We start from the raw sequence: 18,858 nt of genomic DNA on the forward strand, positions 1-18,858 counted from the left end.
CGATTACTCCAGCTTTTCGAGGTAGATGCCAGCCTTATGTTTGGGGCTTATAGAATTAGGGAGCCGTGGAATGGATCAGCCGACGCGCTGCCCTTTCACCCAAACACCGTGGATCGTGCCTGTGCCATCAACACGTTTCACACGGATCACGTCAGCGCGTCTGCCGACCTCGATACGGCCGCGATCGGTTAGACCAACAGCCTTGGCCGGCGCTGCGGTCACAGTGCGAATACCACGTGCCACATCGCCCCAAAGATCACCCAACAACAGCGCCGAGGACAAGAGCGCACCGGGGACATAATCTGATGACACGATGTCCAAGAGGTCTGCCTCAGCCAACACATGCGCAGCCACGTTGCCTGAGTGCGACCCACCACGGATCAAATTCGGCGCACCCATCATCACAGCGATGCCATGATCATTGCAGGCCTGCGCGGCTTCTATCGTTGTGGGAAATTCCGCAAAGGTCACACCGTACTCTTTCGACGTCACAACGTGTTCGGCAAGGGTATCGTCATGGCTCGCCAGTACGGCTCCTAAACGACGTGCGCCCTCTACTGACGCTGCCTCATGCGCGGTGCCGAATTTCTCTTTCAGTGCCAGTTGATGCGACACATGAACATCAAAGTCATCATCGGACATGCCATGCTTGCCCTGATAATATTCTTTCAACTTATCAAGGTTCCGAAACTGTCGTGCCCCCGGTGTGTGGTCCATCAGACTGACGATCCCGACGCGATCTTCGGCGGTGAAACTGTCCAGCTCTTCGATCAGCGTCTCAGAGCAGGTTTCCGCGCGCAGGTGGATATAGTGCGAAATGCGCAGGGCGTTGCGCGACCGCATATCCAAAAGTTCGGTCGCCACCTCACGAGCGTATTTCTTGTAATCACCCGACTTCTTGGTCACCGACCCAACGCGCAGGGCGTCGAACACGGTGGTGATCCCGACCGAGCATAGCTCTGCATCGTGAGCGATGATCGCGGCCTTATGGGGCCAGTCGACCTTGGGCCGTGGCTCGAGGTGCCGTTCGAGGTTGTCGGTGTGTAACTCGATCAAACCTGGCATCACGAGGTCACCCTCGCAGTTTATCGCTCCCGTTGGTACCGAGCGCCCTTCGCTAATATCAGCAATTTCGCCGTCACGGATCACAACGGTGCCCGCCACCACGGTTTCAGGCAGAACAACAGTTGCGTTGGCAAGGATTGTTTCGGTCATTTGGTACATCCTAGAATTCGGTGGTCGGCGTAGGCAGGTCACATCGCATTGGTGCGTCACAGCCATATGACACGCGGAAAATTATCATTTTAGATCGGCAATAGCCGCGAGGAACCGACTGATGCCTTCGGCCTCAGTACTGTCATTGACGACGACCGTTGCATCGATCCCCTCGGGCAATTCGAACGTTGCACGTTTGAGACGGTTTTCGATATCGGCACGGGTTTCACGGCCACGAGCAGAGAGGCGATCAGCGAGGATATGATCAGGGGCCGTCACGACAATGACCCGCAGATCAGGGAAAACAGACTTTGCGAAGCCCAGCGCCTGCCGCGATCCGTTGAACATCACGAGGGGAGCCGTGGTTTGGTCCTTTGGGATGCCATAGCATAAGCCATGCGCTTCCCAATCGAGGGCGAACTCTCCGTCAGCCTTACGAGCAACGAATTCATCAAAGGTCACGCCTTCGAAATCCTCGCTCCCCGCCTCGGACGGGCGGGTAATCACTCTACGCACGAATTGAATATCCGGTCGCGCAGACAGCGCGCCCGCGATCAATGTATCTTTGCCAGCGCCAGATGGCCCTACGACAGCGATGATCATGCGGCCGCCTTGGGCGTAAAGCCCGTCACATCCACCACACGGTCGCAAACTTGGTTCCGCGCTCCTTCATCGTGGAAAATCCCGATGATGGCCGCGCCCCGCGCCTTTGCCCCTTCGATTAAGGACAAAACCACATCACGGTTCCGCGCATCCAAGCTTGCCGTCGGTTCATCGAGAAGCATCGCGGGATACTCATGGGCAAAGCCACGTGCGATATTCACGCGCTGCTGTTCACCGCCCGAAAACGTCGTGGGCGACAATGACCAAAGCCGTTCGGGGATATTGAGCATCGTGAGCAATTCTTCAGCCCGTGCATGCGCCTCGCCTTCGGGTTTACCCAAGGCCAGCAACGGCTCTGCGACCACCGTGCGGGTCGGCACACGAGGCACTACGCGCAGGAACTGACTGACATAACCTAGTGTCTCGCGGCGCAGGCGAATGATCTCACGCGGGGTAGCGGTGGCTACATCGACGCCTCCAATACGGATCGAACCAGAGGCTGCGAGGTAGTTCCCGTAAATCATCCGCATCAGCGTCGATTTACCAGCGCCCGATTGACCCGTGAGCGCCACACATTCCCCAGGTTCGACCCGCAGGTGAGCGCCAACCATGACAGGAATGACCGCGCCCCCTTGGTTATGCAGGGTGAAGCTTTTTGAGAGGTTTTCGATCTCGATCATGGTCACACCTGCAAGACGGAAGAGACAAGAAGTTGGGTATAAGCGGCCTGTGGATCATCAAGCACCTGATCGGTCAGCCCGTGTTCGATCACGTGGCCATCCTTCATCACCATCAAACGGTCGGCCAAAAGGCGGGCCACCGCAAGGTCATGGGTGACGATAATCACAGAAAGACCCATGTCACGCACAAGCCCGCGCAGAAGGTCCAAGAGACGCGCCTGCACAGACACATCAAGACCGCCTGTCGGTTCATCCATGAACACCAGCCGGGGCGAAGTGACGAGGTTCCGTGCGATCTGCAAACGCTGCTGCATCCCGCCCGAGAATTGGCGCGGACGGTCGTCGATACGTTCACCTGCAATCTCAACACGGCCCAACCAGTCGGTCGCGGTTTCGCGGATGTCGCCGTAGTTCCGCGCGCCAATCGCCATCAAACGTTCACCCACGTTGCCGCCAGCAGAAACACCCATACGTAGACCATCACGAGGGTTCTGATGAACAAAGGCCCATTCGGTGCGAGACAGAACGCGACGTTCAGGCTCTGGCATGGTGAGCGTGTTGCGCCCACGGTAAAGGATCTTTCCCTCGTCCGCTTGCATATGCCCAGCCAAACATCCCAATAGTGTCGACTTACCTGACCCAGATTCCCCAACAATGCCGAGCACTTCACCCGGCCAGAGGTCGAAACTAACGTCGGCACAGCCGATCCGCTGACCATAGCGTTTGGTCAGACCATCAACGCGGAAAAGCGGCTGGTCGAGCGATACATCATGCATGGTCATGCCGCTTCTCCTTCTGGCGACAAGCGGCCTGTGTGACCCTCGTCCTGACGGGCGGTGCAATAGCTGGTGTCAGAACACACAAACATGCGGCTGCCTTTGTCATCGGTGATCAGTTCGTCGAGGTAACTCACTTCCGACCCGCAAAGATCACAGGCATGATCCGCCTTACTCGGGTCAAAGGGGTGGTCCTCGAAATCAAGGCTCACGACATCGGTATAGGGTGGAAGCGCATAGATGCGTTGTTCACGCCCAGCGCCGAACAATTGAACCGCAGCATTGCCGCCCAGTTTCGGGTTATCAAATTTCGGGATCGGTGACGGGTCCATGACATAGCGACCTTCGACCTTCACGGGATAAGCGTAGGAAGTCGCAATCGCGCCATGGCGTGCAATGTCCTCATAGAGCTTCACATGCATCAAGCCGTATTCTTCGAGCGCGTGCATACGACGTGTTTCGCTTTCGCGCGGTTCTAAGAAACGGAGAGGCTCTGGGATCGGCACCTGATAGACTAGGATTTGTCCCTCGGTCAGTGCGACCTCTGGAATACGGTGACGGGTCTGAATGACGGTCGCCTTTGCTGTGGTTTCCGAGGTTTGGACCTGCGCGGTCCGTTCAAAGAACTTGCGGATCGATACGGCATTGGTCGTATCGTCAGCACCTTGGTCGATCACTTTCAGAGTATCGTCGGGCGTCAGGCACGCCGCTGTGACCTGAACACCGCCCGTGCCCCAGCCATAAGGCATCGGCATTTCACGACTTGCAAAGGGCACCTGATACCCAGGGATCGCGAGGCCCTTGAGTAAAGCGCGACGGATCATACGCTTTGTCGCCTCGTCCAGATAGGCAAAGTTATAGGCCTGATCGGTCATTCTGCGGCCTCCTTGACCTGAGCATCCGCGGCTTCGCGGCGGAGTTTTCGGATGAGTTCCAGTTCGGACTGGAAATCGACGTAATGCGGCAGCTTGATATGTTCGAGAAAGCCCGTCGCCTGAATGTTGTCACAGTGATACAGAACGAATTCCGCATCTTGGGCAGGCGCTCCGACGTTGTCTTCGCCCAGTTCTTCCCAGCGGAGCGCACGATCCACGAGGCTCATCGAGATCGACTTGCGCTCTGATTGGCCCAAGACCAAACCATAGCCCCGCGTGAATTGTGGCGGCTCGGATTTGGAACCTGTGAATTGGTTCACCGTCTCACATTCGGTCAGCTCAATTTCGCCGATTTCAACAGCAAAACCCAGTTCAGGGATTTCCATCTCAACCGCACAAGTGCCGATCCGCAATTCGCCGACAAAAGCGTGAGTGCGTCCGTAACCACGCTGTGTCGAATAGGCCATCGACAGGACGAACCCTTCGTCGCCACGCGCCAAAGCCTGCAAACGCAGCGGGCGATCCGCAGGCATTTCGAGAGGCTCGCGGGTGAGGTCAGGCGGTGTTTCGTCGCCATCAGACAGCGGTTCCATCAACCCGTCTTGGTCGAGGAGCTGCAGGATATGTGGCGCGACGACGGCCTCAGCCTCTTTGCGCAGCGCCTCAGATGCCTCGCCATCCGCCATGAGTTTGAAGTCCAGCAAACGGTGCGTGTAGTCGAAGGTCGGCCCGAGGATTTGACCACCCGGCGCGTCCTTGAACGTCGCCGAAATGCGGCGAATGATGTCCATGCGATCCGTCTCGACCGGAACAGATGCTCCAAATCGTGGCAGGGTCGTGCGGTAAGCGCGGATAAGGAACACCGCCTCGATCAGATCGCCCCGAGCCTGTTTGATCGCCAGCGCGGCCAGCTCAGGATCATATAGCGATCCTTCGGCCATCACACGGTTCACAGCTAGTGCCATCTGTTCACGGATTTGGGCGACGCTGAGTTCAGGAACCGAACGATCCCCACGGCGTTCATCGGAAAGCCACTGGTGCGCCGCATCAATCGCGCGTTCACCGCCTTTGGTTGCGACATACATCAGAGTGTCTCCACTTTCGTGCTACGCGGCAGGGCCGACAGTTGGCTGCCCGCAGTAAAGTAACAGTCAAAACCCAACGGAAATTGCGCGCCGTTGGCGGCAAAGGCATCGATGGTAGGCAGATACGCGGTCTGTGTCGTTTCAATCCCAGGGCCAGACAGTGCGGCCGTCGGTGCCGATATATCCTCACATTCAACGATCAATGTTGCGGACCGATCAGGATATTCTGCCGTGCCGATTGCGAACTGCGATACAGGCTGCAGCGCGTCCCATGTGCCAATCGCGAAATCTGCCTCACCCGACACAACGACAGGAGCCGAGCAGTGAAACGCAATCCATTTGCGGACGGCTTCAGTATCGTGACTTTTCGCGATGAAAATCGGTGTCGTTGCATCAGCGAGGGTCAAAAGAATGGCACCAGCAGCGGGCGACAATGGCGCGGGAGGGACCGCGCCGACGATCTGCTGGATACGCCCCGGACGGGCCATCGCTTCGAGGCAGGCACGAAAGGCGCGGGCGCTGTCTTGGGCTGGGTTGGAAAATCCACCCGATAGAACTTCGGCTTCGAACATCAGTCTTCTCCCCGAACCATTGTGAAGAACTCGACCTTGGTCGCTGCGGCTTTCTCTGCGCGAGAGGTGCGTTTTTCAGCCTCTTCTGCACGGAGCGGCGCGAGGATGGCCGCATCGACTTGCTCCACGCCTTCGGACTGCATCAGCGCATCCACAATGGCCGCGCGTGTCGCGTGGCCCTGATCGCGCCCTTGCACATAGGCGTGCCCAACTGTGCCATCCGACAGTTTGAGCGCACAGCGCGTCACGGTCATCTCACCGAGGTTAAACGGCGCACCTGTCGCGCCGATCCGACCGCGCACCATCGTTGTACCGATCTCAGGACGGCGCAGCCAATCGTGCGCAGGAAGGTCGGGCAACAACTGTTCGAGCCGCTCAGGGCGGGCACGCGCCAGTAGGCCCATGTATGATTTGCGGGTGTCTGTGGTCAGTGTGGACATCTTGACGATTTGTCTACCTATCTATACAACTAGACAAATATTGCTAGATTCGCCGCCATTTCGCAAATGAAGGTTTCATGACACGCAAAAATCCTGTGTGGCTGTCGATTGCCCAAACTCTCAAAGATGAAATACGCGAAGGCCTTTATCCCGCAGGAACAAAGCTTCCGACTGAGGCGCAATTGTCGGCACGGTTCGGCGTCAACCGTCACACCGTACGCCATGCGCTAGCCTCGCTGAACGAAGACGGGATAACGGTGTCCCAACGTGGATCTGGCGTGTTCGTTGCCTCAAATCCGCCCGCCGACTACCAGCTCGGCGCACGTGTGAGGTTTCACCAGAACATCGCGGCTACGGGGCGGGCGCCATCGCGCCAAGTGATCCGCATAGAAACGCGCCCCGCTAAGGCCGAGGAACGCGACGCTTTGGGTGTTGATATGGTGCATGTCGTCGAAGGGATTTCATCGGGCGATGCCCTGCCCATTTGTCACTTTATCTCTGCCCTGCCCGCCCAACGGTTTGCAGACCTCCCGCAGATCATGGAGGCCGAACGGTCGATTTCCAAAACGCTGGAACGGCTTGGGGTGACCGATTACACTCGCCATTCGACCCGCATCACAGCGACCATCGCCAAAGGGCCGCGCGCAGGCATGTTAAAGGTCAGTGAAGGATCACCACTTTTGAGGACCGAAGCGATCAACGTCGACCGCGACGGTGCGCCGATTGAATACGGGTTAAGCTGGTTTGTCGGGGATCGCGTCGCGCTAACCGTTGCGAACGACGGGCATTAGCCTTCGTAGCGCTCGAGGAAGTCTTCGGCCCGCAAACGACGGAAATCGTTCAAAGCGTCCTTTAACCGACCATGCGGCCAATCCCACCACGCGAGGTCCAAGAGCCGATCCGCAACGGACTGTTCAAAGCGCATCTTCACGGGCTGCGCTGGAACGCCCGCCACAATCATGAAGGGTGAGACGTCCTTGGTCACGACCGCGCCTGATGCGACGACCGCACCGATGCCGATGGTGATCTCTGGCTTAATGATTGCCCCATGCCCGATCCAGCAATCTGCGCCCAAAGTGCTGCGCCGTGATGCGCGATGTTCAAAGAACGCAGGATCATCCTCGACGCCGTCGAAATAATAGGACGACCGATAGAGGAAATGGTGCTGCGCCGCATTCCGATACGGGTGATCCGTCGGCCCGATCCGTGTGAAGGCCGCGATATTCGCGAATTTTCCGACCGTTGTGTTCGCTACATCAGCGTAACGGTCACAGTAGGAATAATCCTCGAATGTGGAATTCAGAACACGGCTGCCTCTGCCAATCTCAACATAGGCCCCAAAAGTGGAATTGCCGATCTCGCAGTCGGGATGAACGAACGGTTCGGTCGCAGAGAGTTTCGGCATGATTACCCTTTAATGAATTTCTTACGGATCCAGCCCGAGACCGCGTCCATGATCATAACCGTCAGTACGACGAGGATCATGTAATAGCACACTTCTTCCCAGTCCTTTTGGGTGATGATCGCCTGCGTCAGCAAAAGACCAATGCCGCCCCCGACAAGCGCACCAATGACCGTGGCCGAACGGGTGTTCGATTCAAAGTAATAGAGGAGCTGCGACAGGATCAGAGGGAGGACCTGCGGGATCACACCAAAGCGCATCCGTTGGATCATATTCGCACCCGTGGACTGGATGCCTTCGACCTGTTTGTTGTCGATGTTTTCCAGCGCCTCAGAGAAAGTTTTCCCGAAGGTCCCCGTATCCGTCAGCAGGATCGCCAAAGAGCCCGTCATCGGACCTGGACCGAACGCACGGGACAGAATAACGGTCCAGATCAGACCATCAACCCCGCGCAGGAAGTCGAATAAACGCCGGCATGTGAGGCGTAGCCAAACCGCAGGCGCAAAATTCGACGCCGCGAAAAAGGCCAGCGGGAACGCGATCATCCCAGCACCCATTGTGCCGATAAACGCCATCAGAACCGTTTCACCCATCGCCCAGAACACATCGCCATGGCGCCACATTTTGTTATTCCAAAAGCCGTCGATCATCGCGACGATGTTGGAATTCTCTGCGGTCACACGCGGTTTCCAAATGGCAAGCGCGATCAGCTCTCCAACCGACTTGCCGTAGAACGGACTGTCGAGAGTAAAGAAGAACAGCTCCCAGCCCGCTTGATAGCGGAACACTTCGGTCCGTGCGGGGGTCATAGAAAAACGCCAGTTGCCTTGATCGATGGACACGCGATTGCGAGAGACGCTCATCCACTCAGGAATATCTTTGCCATCAGGGAGCGTGAGCACCACAGCGCGCCCGTTCACTTGGGTCGTGATTTCACCAAAGTCAGGGACATTGATGGCAGCCGTATTGTCAGGAAGATACTGAACAGAGGCATCCCCGTAGAGCGAAATGGCAGTGGTTTCACCCATCGCCACCCATTCGGGGCCTTCGCCTGCAGGGTATGTCCCTTTGCGTTCGCCCTCGACCGAAGCAACCACGTCACCAGACCGGTTATCGCGCGTGATGTGGGTCTTATAGGACCAAAAGTCACCAAGTAGGACCGCTGCATTCTCTGGACGCGCACGAGACGCGAGACCCGCAACGTCGAACGCGAAGAACACGTAGATCAGGTAACCGAGGATCGCGAAGGGCACCGCGATGCTGCGCCATTTGCGGAACCGAAAGGTGCCCTCAATGGACTGCTTCAAACCGACGGTATCGAAATATTCGGATGCTGTGGTCATGCCAATGCCCCTCCCTTTACCAGACGTTGACGGGCACGGTCAGACAAGTGGTCAACGATCATGATAGTCAGGAACAGGATCGCGAAAATCGCGACCACTTGATCGTATTTCCCCTGCCCCCACTGGAGCGCGGTTTTCAGGTCGTAGCCCAAACCGCCAGCGCCAACGAAGCCAAGGATCGCCGAGGCACGAATGTTAATCTCGAACCGCAAAAGTGCGTAGGAAGACCAGTTCGGCGCGACCTGAGGCATCACGCCAAACCAGATGCGTTGGAACCAATTGCCTCCGACCGACGCCAAACCTTCAACGGGTTTCAGGTCCACGTTCTCTGCCGCTTCGGAAAACAGTTTGCCCAATGCGCCCGCCGTGTGGAACGCAATCGCGATCATCGCGGGGACAGGTCCGACGCCCAAAAGAAAGATCAGCACCAATGCGATAACGATCTCAGGCACAGCGCGCATGGTATCCATGATGCGGCGGAAAACGGGTGTCAGGCGCGGCCAAAGAGCAAGACCACGCGTTGAAAGAAAGGCCAGAGCCATCCCAAAGATACCGCCGAACAAAGTCGCAATCGCTGCGATATTCAGTGTCTCGATCAGGGACGGGATTGCAGCCACGAACAGACGTGGAAGGTTCTGCCAGTTCGTGAAAGCCTCAGAGAAAATCTCTTTTGGGAAATCAAAAATGCGGTGCAAACCGTCGAGAAACCCGCCTGCATTGCGATCTTCGGCAACTGTGAACCCGCTCGCAAAAAGCACAAAGAAGAGCGCGACCAGAATGGCCCCATAGAGGCGGCGGCGGCGGACCAAAGCGAGATACTCTGCCGTGCCAGATACGGTGTGTGCCGTCATTAGTATGTCCCGGATATGAAAAACCCGAAGGCAGACTGATGCTGCCTTCGGGTCATGGTTTGATTAGGAACCGTTAGCGATCTGCTGACGACGTACTTCGATGATGGTTTCGTAGTAGTCGTGAGTGATCGGAACGAAGCCAGCGGTGTCGCCTGCAGCAACACCGTATGCGCAATCTGGGTCAGCAGCTTGCAGACCTTCGACCAGCGCGGTCATGGTTGCTTTTACGTCTTCCGGCAGTGCGTTGCGGAGAACAACAGGGCCTTCTGGGATCGGCTTGGACATCCAAATTTGGACGAGGTCGTTCATGTCAACGAGGCCAGCGTCAACTGCCTTGCGCAGAGCGCCCGAGTTGTAGCCGTCTTCCCAGTTGCCCTGACCGTCAGCCCAGGTCACGCCTGCGTCGATGTCGCCGTTGTTTACTGCAACGATGGTTTGCTCGTGACCGCCGGTGAAGCGAACTTCGCCGAAGTAGTCGCCAGATTCCATCGAGTGGCCAGTTGCCTGCGGGATTTCTACCGACGGGATCAGGAAGCCAGAGGTCGAGTTCGGATCACCGAAGCCGAAGACTTTGCCCTGAACGTCTTCGAGCGAAGTGATGCCGCTGTCAGCGCGTGCGAAACCGATGGAGTGGTAGGTGTAGGAACCGTCGAGGTTCGCTTTAACCAGAACCGGAGAAACAGCCTCAGGATCGGTCAGGTAAACTTTTGCGTAACCCGAAGCGCCGAGCCAAGCCATGTCGATGGTGCCACCCAGAAGACCCTGGATAACGCCGTCGTAGTCAGCCGGAGCGAAGAGTTTAACGTCAACGCCGAGTGCTTCAGATGCGTAGTTCTGAAGGCAAGCATAGGAGTTCATACGGTCCTGTGCGTTTTCACCGCCGAGGATACCGATGTTGAATTCAGTGATTTCCTGAGCGGCAGCAGCGCCAGCCAGAACGGTAGTTGCGAGTGCAACGGAAAGGATCTTTTTCATGGTCGTCTCCAAAGGGAACATATCATTCGAATTGGCGCGGCCATCACACGGCCTTTGCCTGCGGCTACTCAGTCGCTCAACAGTGCGGCTGCGTATTCTGTTGCGGGAGCCAGCGACCCAATCTCTGTCGAGGTCGCGCTCTCGGAAAAGCTTTCGTCTGCCCCGTAGATGTCGCGAGCGACGTCTTGGGTCAGTTGATTTGGGGTACCATCAAACACGATGCGACCGTCCCGCATCCCGATCACGCGGTCGCAATAGCGACGTGCTGTATCGAGGGTGTGAAGGTTCGCCATCACCATGCGGCCGTCTTCGACGTTGATGCGCTTGAGCGTGTCCATCACGATCTGCGCGTTCATCGGGTCGAGCGAGGCAATTGGTTCGTCGGCAAGGATGATCTTGGGGTCTTGCATCAGCGCACGGGCAATCGCGACTCGCTGTTGTTGACCACCAGATAGCGCCTCGGCCCGCTTTGCGGCCTGTTCAGCGATCCCCAAGCGGTCCAGAATTTCGAGAGCGCGGGTGATGTCTTGGCTCGACCAAAGGTTCAGAACACTGGTCAGCGTGGAACGGCGGCCCAAAAGGCCATGCAGCACGTTCGAAACGACATCCATACGCGGGACAAGGTTGAACTGCTGGAACACCATCGCGCACTGGCTCTGCCAGTCACGTTTATCTCTGCCCTGCAGTGCCAGCACATCAACGCCATCAACAATGATTTGACCGTCGCTCGCATCGGTCAGGCGGTTCATCATACGCAAATACGTCGATTTACCCGCACCAGAGCGGCCAATGATGCCTACGAACTGCGCGCCTTCGACCGAGAACGAAATGTTGTCGACTGCCGCTTTGTCACCGAAGCGCTTGGTCACGCTGTTTACGTTGAGTTGCATACCATCCCCTGTTTTGCTCCGTCGGGGGATACGCATGGTTTGTGACAAGAAATTCTCATGCCTATGAACCTTTAGCGACAGCAAAGATTCAGTTTTACGACACCTCAAGGCGTGTCAGCGGATCGAAAAACAGCGTGTAGGTCGTGATTTTACAGGAGTGTCACCATTGCTTTAATCAGAGGTTACACAGGCCCATCATGCGAATTTTGTCTTTCAATTTCCGACAGAGAGTTTCGCATGACCTTTAAATCCGTCTGCCTTACGTCGATCCTCGCTCTGGCCGCTGGCCAAGCATCGGCAGAGATGAACTTTAACCGCATCGCATCGTTTGCGACGCCGTATAACAACGCTGATGCCTCTGCAGAATCCTCTGCCGAAATCATCGCCGCGTCTGACGATGGCATGACATTGATCTATACTGATAGCCCGCTGGGCGTCGTTGGTTTGATCGACATCACTGACGCGACAAACCCACAGGCCAAAGGCAACGTGGACATGGGCGGCGAACCGACCTCTGTAACCGTCGTCGGCAACACCGCTTACGTGGCGGTGAACACTTCTGAATCCTATACCAATCCGTCGGGCAAGCTGGTTTCTTTAGACCTCGCTGACGGTTCGATCACTGGTGAGTGTGACCTAGGCGGTCAGCCTGACTCGACGGCGCACACCCACGCTGGAGACATGGTAACGGTCGCTATCGAGAACGAACGTGACGAAGACCTAGGCGACGGTCGCGTTGGCCAGATGCCTGCTGGCTACATGGTCACCGTCGGCCTCTCTGGCGATGCTCTAGCTTGCGATAGCCTCGTGAAAATCGACGTAACTGGCCTCAGCGAAATCGCACCCGAAGATCCAGAGCCCGAATTTGTTGACGTCAACAGCCTCGGCGAAATCGCTGTCACCATGCAGGAAAACAACTCGATCGTTATCCTGAACGCTGACGGTTCGGTTCAGAACGAATTCTCTGCTGGTTCTGTCGATCTGGTAAATATCGACGCGACCGACGAACGCGGCGCACTGATCTTTAACGAAAGCCAGCCTGGTCGCCTACGCGAGCCCGATGGTCTTCAGTGGATCGACGATAACCACGTCATGATCGCAAACGAAGGCGACATGGACGGCGGTTCGCGTTCGGTCACTGTGTTCCACAAAGACGGCACTTTGGTTTGGGAGTCGGGCAACGCCTTTGAAACCCCGATTATTCAAGCAGGCCACTACCCCGACAAACGTTCCGACGCCAAAGGCGTTGAGCCTGAAGGCATGGAAGTCGCGACCTTCGGTGACACCACCTACGCCTTCATCCTGTCCGAACGCGCATCGACCATCTCCGTCTACGACGTGACGGACGCGACCAACCCTGTCTTCAAACAAGTTCTGCCGTCGGGCATTTCGCCTGAGGGCGCGATTGCAATCCCAGAGCGCGGCCTGCTTGCCACCGCAAACGAGGTTGACCTTGGCGAAGATGGTGCAGCACGTGCGCACGTCATGATCTACGAACTTCAGGACGCACCAGCAGCATACCCGCAACTGACCTCTGAAGGCGCTGACGAACTGATCGGCTGGGGCGCAATCTCTGGCATGGTCGCGGACGAAGACGGTGTGATCTACGCCGTCAACGACAGCTTCTATGGCTACCAGCCGCGCATCTTCACCATCGACCCGAGCCAAACACCTGCTCGAATCATCGCAGCAACCGACGTGACCCGCGCAGGTTATCCTGCACAGAAGATGGACATGGAAGGCATTACACTGGACGGCGAAGGCGGTTTCTGGATCGCATCCGAAGGCCGCACCGATCGTCTGGTTCCTCACGCAATCTACCACGTGACGGCCAACGGTCAGATCAAGGAAGAAATCGCTCTTCCAGCAGAGCTCTTGGCTGTTGAAAAACGTTTTGGCTTTGAAGGCATCACACTGGTCGGCGACACCCTTTGGATGGCCGTTCAGCGCGAATGGGCTGACGACGACAAAGGCTTTGTGAAACTGGTGTCGTATAACACCAGCACCGAAGAATGGGGCGCTGTTCGTTATCCGCTGGACGCCGTTGAAACGGGCTGGATCGGCCTGTCGGAAATTCAGGCCCACGGCGACTACGTCTACCTGATCGAACGTGACAACCAGATCGGTGAAAACGCTGCCGTGAAACAAGTGACCCGCGTTGCGCTGTCCGAAATGGTACCTGCGCCACTGGGCGGTGACCTGCCGGTTGTTACCAAAGAAATCGTTTACGACCTGATCCCTGATCTGGCATCGAACGGCGGCTACGTCGTCGACAAGATCGAAGGCATGGCAATCATGCAAGACGGCACCACATGGATGTCGACCGACAATGACGGCGTTGATGATAGCTCGGGTGAGACGTTCTTCTGGTCGATCGGCCAGTTCTAAGAACGCCTTACCCAGAAACACGAAAAGGGGCGCAATCGCGCCCCTTTTTGCTACTTCTTTGTTCCCTTATCGCGGCGGCAGACGTGTTGCCCCATCGAGACGGATCACCTCACCGTTCAGATACGGGTTCTCGATGATCTGGCTCACCAAGAGGCCAAACTCGTCCGGCTGACCCAAACGCGCAGGGTGGGGCACGTTTTTGATGATCGCGTCAGTGACCTCTGTCGGTAGGCTCATCATCATTGGCGTGCCGAACAGACCAGGTGCAATCGCCATGACGCGCACGGCCGATTGTGCCAATTCGCGCGCCAGCGGTAGACACATAGACGCCACGCCACCCTTTGACGCTGAATAAGCCGCCTGCCCCATCTGACCATCCTGATAGGCCGCGGACGAGGTGTTGATGATCACGCCACGCTCACCATTTTCCAGCAACGGCAGGTTCATCATCGCCCGCGTCGCATACGACATCACGTTGAATGTGCCGATCAGGTTAACACGGATCACACGTTCGAACAGATCGACGGCCAGTTTACCTTCACGTCCCACCATGCGAGCAGCATTCGCAATGCCAGCGCAATTCACAACGACACGCGGTGCGCCCAGCTCAGACACGATAGTATCAATCGCGGCTTCCACCTGCGCCGCATCGCCCACATCGACCTGAACCGATAGTCCTCCCACCTCGGACGCGACCGCTGCCCCTGCAGCTCCGTCAAAGTCCAGAATGCCGATCTTAGCGCCCTTGGATGCCAAATACCGTGCCGTTGCCGCACCTAGGCCGCTGCCGCCACCTGTTACGATGGCCACCTGCCCCGAAATATCCATGAAGTCCTCCCTTAAACGTCCCGCGCATTAGGTCGCCCAAGCATTTGAGGTTCAATAGTTTCCTAACGTTACGGAAAGGAAACCGTGACGGTCAAATCGACGCACCGATCGTCAATGAAATCGGATCAAGCCCATCAATCCCACCGCTAATCACATCACCTGGAACAACTGGTCCGACACCTTCTGGCGTGCCAGTTAGAATCACGTCACCAGCACGTAGGTGATAGTATTTAGACAGATCAGCAACGATGTCTGCCACCTTGTGAACAAGTAGAGAGAGCGTCGAGTCTTGCCTAAGGTCTCCGTTGACCGACAAATGAATACGCTGATCGGCTGGCGTAAAATCGGTTGCCTTCGTGATCGTGGAAAACACGGCAGACTGTTCAACATCCTTGCCCAAATCCCAAGGCCTTTGTTTAACCCGTTCTTTCAACTGTAAATCTCGGCGCGTCATGTCGAGCGCACAGCAATACCCGTATATTGCAACTTCGGCCTCTTCAGACGTTGCTCGGGTAACGTCCGACCCGATGACCAAAGCCAACTCCACTTCATAATGGTAATTTTCGGTGCCCAGTGGATATGCCGCCGTCGACCCCGACAGGACCGCAGCCGTGGGCGACTTAGTGAAATAAAATGGTGCTTCGCGATCAACCTCATACCCCATCTCTTCGGCATGAGCGGCATAATTGCGCCCAACACAGAAAATACGGCCCACAGGATACTCGGCCGCTTCACCCTTTACAGGGATCGTGAGAGCCTCGGGTAACTGAAACAAGTGAGCGGTCATACAGTGACGTCCTGATCTAGATTTTGACGGGTCGGAGATAGCGCCTGAACCTCACTGTAAGACGATCCTGCAAGAACAGGTACGTATTTTTAGCCAGCGGAGTTAATCGGGGATGAGTATTTAGAACGAAACATACGATCGCAGCCGGCCTAGCCGCATTACTACGGCTTTCGGTGGGCCCAACGCCACGTTTCCCTTATTTGGGGTTACCGGCTGCTGAATTTATTTGAGAATTTGTTTTGGTTGCGGGGGTAGGATTTGAACCTACGACCTTCAGGTTATGAGCCTGACGAGCTACCGGGCTGCTCCACCCCGCGCCGATTGTGACTATTGTGTCACTGGTGCGTTAGTCCAGCATATGCGTTTTATTGATTGCTTTGCTGGATGATATCGAAAGAGAGAAAGGATTGGTTCTTATTAGGTCTGGCGGTGACTTACTCTCCCACGTCTTAAGACGCAGTACCATCAGCGCAACGGCACTTAACGGCCGGGTTCGGAATGGATCCGGGTGTTTTGCTCGTGCTATAGCCACCAGACCGAATAAGAACCAATTTTTCCAAGTCGAGTACAACTGATTGTGTGTGTGTATGCTCTTGATTTACCAGCGTTGTTTTTACTGGATCAAATCAAGCCTATCGGACGATTAGTACCGGTCAACTGAATGCATTGCTGCACTTACATCTCCGGCCTATTGACGTGGTGGTCTACCACGGTCCTCAGGGATACCTTGTTTTGAGGGGGGCTTCCCGCTTAGATGCCTTCAGCGGTTATCCTGTCCGATCATAGCTACCCAGCACTGCCGTTGGCACGACAACTGGTCCACCAGTGGATCGTTCACCCCGGTCCTCTCGTACTAGGGGCAACTCCTCTCAAGTATCCTACACCCACGGAAGATAGGGACCGAACTGTCTCACGACGTTCTAAACCCAGCTCACGTACCTCTTTAAATGGCGAACAGCCATACCCTTGGGACCTGCTCCAGCCCCAGGATGAGATGAGCCGACATCGAGGTGCCAAACGATGCCGTCGATATGGACTCTTGGGCATCATCAGCCTGTTATCCCCAGCGTACCTTTTATCCGTTGAGCGATGGCCCTTCCACTCGGGACCACCGGATCACTATGGCCGACTTTCGTCTCTGCTCGACTTGTCAGTCTTGCAGTCAGGCTGGCTTCTGCCATTGCACTCAACGAGCGATTTCCGACCGCTCTGAGCCAACCTTCGCGCGCCTCCGTTACTGTTTGGGAGGCGACCGCCCCAGTCAAACTACCCACCACGCAGGGTCCCGGATCCGGATAACGGACCGCGGTTAGACAACAAGCAAAGCAAGGGTGGTATCTCAAGGGAGGCTCCACAGAGACTGGCGTCCCTGCTTCAAAGCCTACCACCTATCCTGCACATGCTGTACCTGTTGCCAGTGCGAAGCTATAGTAAAGGTGCATGGGGTCTTTCCGTCTAACCGCGGGTAGCCTGCATCTTGACAGGCAATTCAATTTCGCTGAGTCAACGTTGGAGACAGCGGGGAGGTCGTTACGCCATTCGTGCAGGTCGGAACTTACCCGACAAGGAATTTCGCTACCTTAGGACCGTTATAGTTACGGCCGCCGTTTACCGGGGCTTCAATTCGAGGCTTGCACCCCTCCTTTTAACCTTCCGGCACCGGGCAGGCGTCAGACCCTATACGTCGTCTTACGACTTCGCAGAGCCCTGTGTTTTAAGTAAACAGTCGCCACCCCCTAGTTTGTGCCCCCCGCCCATAGTTGCCTACGAACGGGGCCTCCTTCTCGCGAACTTACGGAGGTATTTTGCCGAGTTCCTTCAACGTTGTTCTCTCAAGCGCCTTGGTATTCTCTACCAGTCCACCTGTGTCGGTTTAGGGTACGATCTCATGGAGGGCTATTTCCAGGAACCTCTAAGCGGCCCATCCAATCCGATAAGGATGAACAACCTTCGAGATCCGTCACCATCTCCTGGCCCAGGAATATTAACCTGGTTCCCATCGACTACGCCTTTCGGCCTCGCCTTAGGGGTCGGCTTACCCTGCTCAGATTAGCTTTAAGCAGGAACCCTTGGACTTTCGGCGAGAGGGTCTCTCACCCTCTTTGTCGCTACTCATGTCATCATTCTCACTAGTGATCTCTCCACCGGATGCCTTACAGCCCGGCTTCATCGAAAGCTCCTTGCGTCCAATCCTTCCGAGGAAGGTAAGGACGCATGGAACTATATCACACTACGCTCTGCTACCAGTGCTTACGCACTCCGAAGTTTCGGCTCATGGCTTGAGCCCCGTTACATCTTCGCCGCAGGACAACTTATTTAGACCAGTGAGCTGTTACGCTATCTTTAAAGGATGGCTGCTTCTAAGCCAACCTCCTGGTTGTTTTGGTCGTCCCACCTGCTTTCCCACTTAGCCATGAATTAGGGGCCTTAACTGTCGGTCAGGGTTGTTTCCCTCTCCACAACGGACGTTAGCACCCGCTGTGTGTCTGCCGGATAGTACTCCTCGGTATTCGGAGTTTGGTTAGGATCAGTAAGTCTGTGGGACCCCATTACCCATCCAGTGCTCTACCCCCGAGGGTATTCGTCCGACGCTCTACCTAAATAGATTTCGCAGAGAACCAGCTATCTCCGAGTTTGATTGGCCTTTCACCCCTAGCCACAGCTCATCCCGACCTTTTTCAACAGGTGTGGGTTCGGACCTCCAATAAGTGTTACCTTATCTTCATCCTGGCCATGGCTAGATCACTCGGTTTCGGGTCTGATCCCACAAACTCAATCGCCCTATTAAGACTCGCTTTCGCTACGCCTACACCTAACGGCTTAAGCTTGCTTGTGAGACCAAGTCGATGACCCATTATACAAAAGGTACGCCGTCAGGGCTCAAGGCCCCTCCGACTGCTTGTAGGCGTCCGGTTTCAGGTACTGTTTCACTCCCCTCGTCGGGGTGCTTTTCACCTTTCCCTCACGGTACTGGTTCGCTATCGGTCAGTAAGGAGTACTTAGCCTTCGGGGGTGGTCCCCCGATCTTCAGACAGAATTTCACGTGTTCCGCCCTACTTAATACGTCCCATTGAGCTTCCTATACGGGGCTATCACCCGCTATGGCCACGCTTCCCAACGTGTTCTAGTCACTCTCAAGGCTCGGCTG

The 18,858-nt window shown here is 56.1% G+C and carries 17 protein-coding genes, 1 tRNA gene and 2 rRNA genes (1 of these 20 only partly in view); 2 read left to right on the top strand and 18 right to left on the bottom strand.

From position 1 onward, the window contains the following. Positions 1-75 precede the first annotated feature (75 nt). The 8 genes from BSK21_RS10910 to phnG form a co-directional block, all read right to left on the bottom strand. On the bottom strand, positions 76-1,215 hold the full coding sequence (locus tag BSK21_RS10910) for an alpha-D-ribose 1-methylphosphonate 5-triphosphate diphosphatase (RefSeq protein WP_156529547.1): 1,140 nt from the start codon (positions 1,213-1,215) through the stop codon (positions 76-78). Between the two features lie 84 nt (positions 1,216-1,299). Next, positions 1,300-1,818, bottom strand: coding sequence for a phosphonate metabolism protein/1,5-bisphosphokinase (PRPP-forming) PhnN (gene phnN / locus BSK21_RS10915; RefSeq protein WP_067548512.1), 519 nt, complete (start codon positions 1,816-1,818; stop codon positions 1,300-1,302). Continuing rightward, positions 1,815-2,498: a phosphonate C-P lyase system protein PhnL gene (phnL, locus tag BSK21_RS10920; RefSeq protein ID WP_067548515.1), complete on the bottom strand. Its 684-nt coding sequence runs from the start codon at positions 2,496-2,498 to the stop codon at positions 1,815-1,817. Before phnL ends, phnN begins: the two co-directional genes overlap by 4 nt. 2 nt (positions 2,499-2,500) lie before the next feature. After that, positions 2,501-3,274: a phosphonate C-P lyase system protein PhnK gene (gene phnK, locus BSK21_RS10925; protein WP_156529548.1), complete on the bottom strand. Its 774-nt coding sequence runs from the start codon at positions 3,272-3,274 to the stop codon at positions 2,501-2,503. A gap of 2 nt (positions 3,275-3,276) precedes the next feature. Continuing rightward, entirely contained in the window at positions 3,277-4,149 is an 873-nt protein-coding gene (locus BSK21_RS10930; RefSeq protein ID WP_067548521.1) for an alpha-D-ribose 1-methylphosphonate 5-phosphate C-P-lyase PhnJ, read from the bottom strand. After that, positions 4,146-5,234, bottom strand: coding sequence for a carbon-phosphorus lyase complex subunit PhnI (locus BSK21_RS10935; RefSeq protein WP_067548524.1), 1,089 nt, complete (start codon positions 5,232-5,234; stop codon positions 4,146-4,148). The genes BSK21_RS10930 and BSK21_RS10935 overlap by 4 nt, the downstream gene beginning before the upstream one ends. Then, a complete protein-coding gene (gene phnH / locus BSK21_RS10940) occupies positions 5,234-5,806 on the bottom strand; it encodes a phosphonate C-P lyase system protein PhnH (protein ID WP_067548527.1) in 573 nt (190 codons plus the stop codon). The genes BSK21_RS10935 and phnH overlap by 1 nt, the downstream gene beginning before the upstream one ends. Beyond that, a complete protein-coding gene (phnG, locus tag BSK21_RS10945; protein WP_067548530.1) occupies positions 5,806-6,246 on the bottom strand; it encodes a phosphonate C-P lyase system protein PhnG in 441 nt (146 codons plus the stop codon). Before phnG ends, phnH begins: the two co-directional genes overlap by 1 nt. 77 nt (positions 6,247-6,323) lie before the next feature. Here phnG and phnF point away from each other — a divergent pair, with 77 nt between their 5' ends. Then, the gene (gene phnF / locus BSK21_RS10950) at positions 6,324-7,037 is read left to right on the top strand and encodes a phosphonate metabolism transcriptional regulator PhnF (protein WP_067548534.1); all 714 of its coding nucleotides are present in this window, start codon (positions 6,324-6,326) and stop codon (positions 7,035-7,037) included. Here phnF and BSK21_RS10955 read toward each other — a convergent pair. From BSK21_RS10955 to phnC, 5 genes are all read right to left on the bottom strand, one after another. Next, on the bottom strand, positions 7,034-7,651 hold the full coding sequence (locus BSK21_RS10955; RefSeq protein ID WP_067548535.1) for a chloramphenicol acetyltransferase: 618 nt from the start codon (positions 7,649-7,651) through the stop codon (positions 7,034-7,036). The genes phnF and BSK21_RS10955 overlap by 4 nt on opposite strands. A 2-nt stretch (positions 7,652-7,653) precedes the next feature. Continuing rightward, positions 7,654-8,991, bottom strand: coding sequence for a phosphonate ABC transporter, permease protein PhnE (gene phnE, locus BSK21_RS10960; protein WP_067548538.1), 1,338 nt, complete (start codon positions 8,989-8,991; stop codon positions 7,654-7,656). Next, a complete protein-coding gene (gene phnE, locus BSK21_RS10965; protein WP_067548541.1) occupies positions 8,988-9,842 on the bottom strand; it encodes a phosphonate ABC transporter, permease protein PhnE in 855 nt (284 codons plus the stop codon). The genes phnE (BSK21_RS10960) and phnE (BSK21_RS10965) overlap by 4 nt, the downstream gene beginning before the upstream one ends. 63 nt (positions 9,843-9,905) lie before the next feature. Beyond that, positions 9,906-10,817 (bottom strand): phosphonate ABC transporter substrate-binding protein, encoded by a 912-nt coding sequence (gene phnD / locus BSK21_RS10970; protein ID WP_067548557.1) that lies wholly within the window; start codon positions 10,815-10,817, stop codon positions 9,906-9,908. 68 nt (positions 10,818-10,885) lie between these two features. Then, entirely contained in the window at positions 10,886-11,707 is an 822-nt protein-coding gene (gene phnC / locus BSK21_RS10975) for a phosphonate ABC transporter ATP-binding protein (RefSeq protein WP_067548544.1), read from the bottom strand. 237 nt (positions 11,708-11,944) lie between these two features. Here phnC and BSK21_RS10980 point away from each other — a divergent pair, with 237 nt between their 5' ends. Next, the gene (locus BSK21_RS10980; protein WP_067548547.1) at positions 11,945-14,095 is read left to right on the top strand and encodes an esterase-like activity of phytase family protein; all 2,151 of its coding nucleotides are present in this window, start codon (positions 11,945-11,947) and stop codon (positions 14,093-14,095) included. A gap of 66 nt (positions 14,096-14,161) precedes the next feature. Here BSK21_RS10980 and BSK21_RS10985 read toward each other — a convergent pair whose 3' ends face one another. The 5 genes from BSK21_RS10985 to BSK21_RS11005 form a co-directional block, all read right to left on the bottom strand. Beyond that, a complete protein-coding gene (locus BSK21_RS10985; protein ID WP_067548550.1) occupies positions 14,162-14,923 on the bottom strand; it encodes an SDR family NAD(P)-dependent oxidoreductase in 762 nt (253 codons plus the stop codon). A 91-nt stretch (positions 14,924-15,014) separates the two neighbouring features. Then, positions 15,015-15,710: a fumarylacetoacetate hydrolase family protein gene (locus tag BSK21_RS10990; protein ID WP_067548554.1), complete on the bottom strand. Its 696-nt coding sequence runs from the start codon at positions 15,708-15,710 to the stop codon at positions 15,015-15,017. Positions 15,711-15,950: 240 nt separating this feature from the next. Beyond that, positions 15,951-16,027, bottom strand: a tRNA-Met gene (locus tag BSK21_RS10995). Positions 16,028-16,131: 104 nt separating this feature from the next. Continuing rightward, positions 16,132-16,246: ribosomal RNA gene (rrf, locus tag BSK21_RS11000) — 5S ribosomal RNA — on the bottom strand. Positions 16,247-16,332: 86 nt separating this feature from the next. Further along, positions 16,333-18,858 (bottom strand): 23S ribosomal RNA (locus tag BSK21_RS11005); it runs 302 nt beyond the window's last position.

Source organism: Marivivens sp. JLT3646 (genome assembly GCF_001908835.1).
Classification (GTDB): Bacteria; Pseudomonadota; Alphaproteobacteria; order Rhodobacterales; family Rhodobacteraceae; genus Marivivens; species Marivivens geojensis.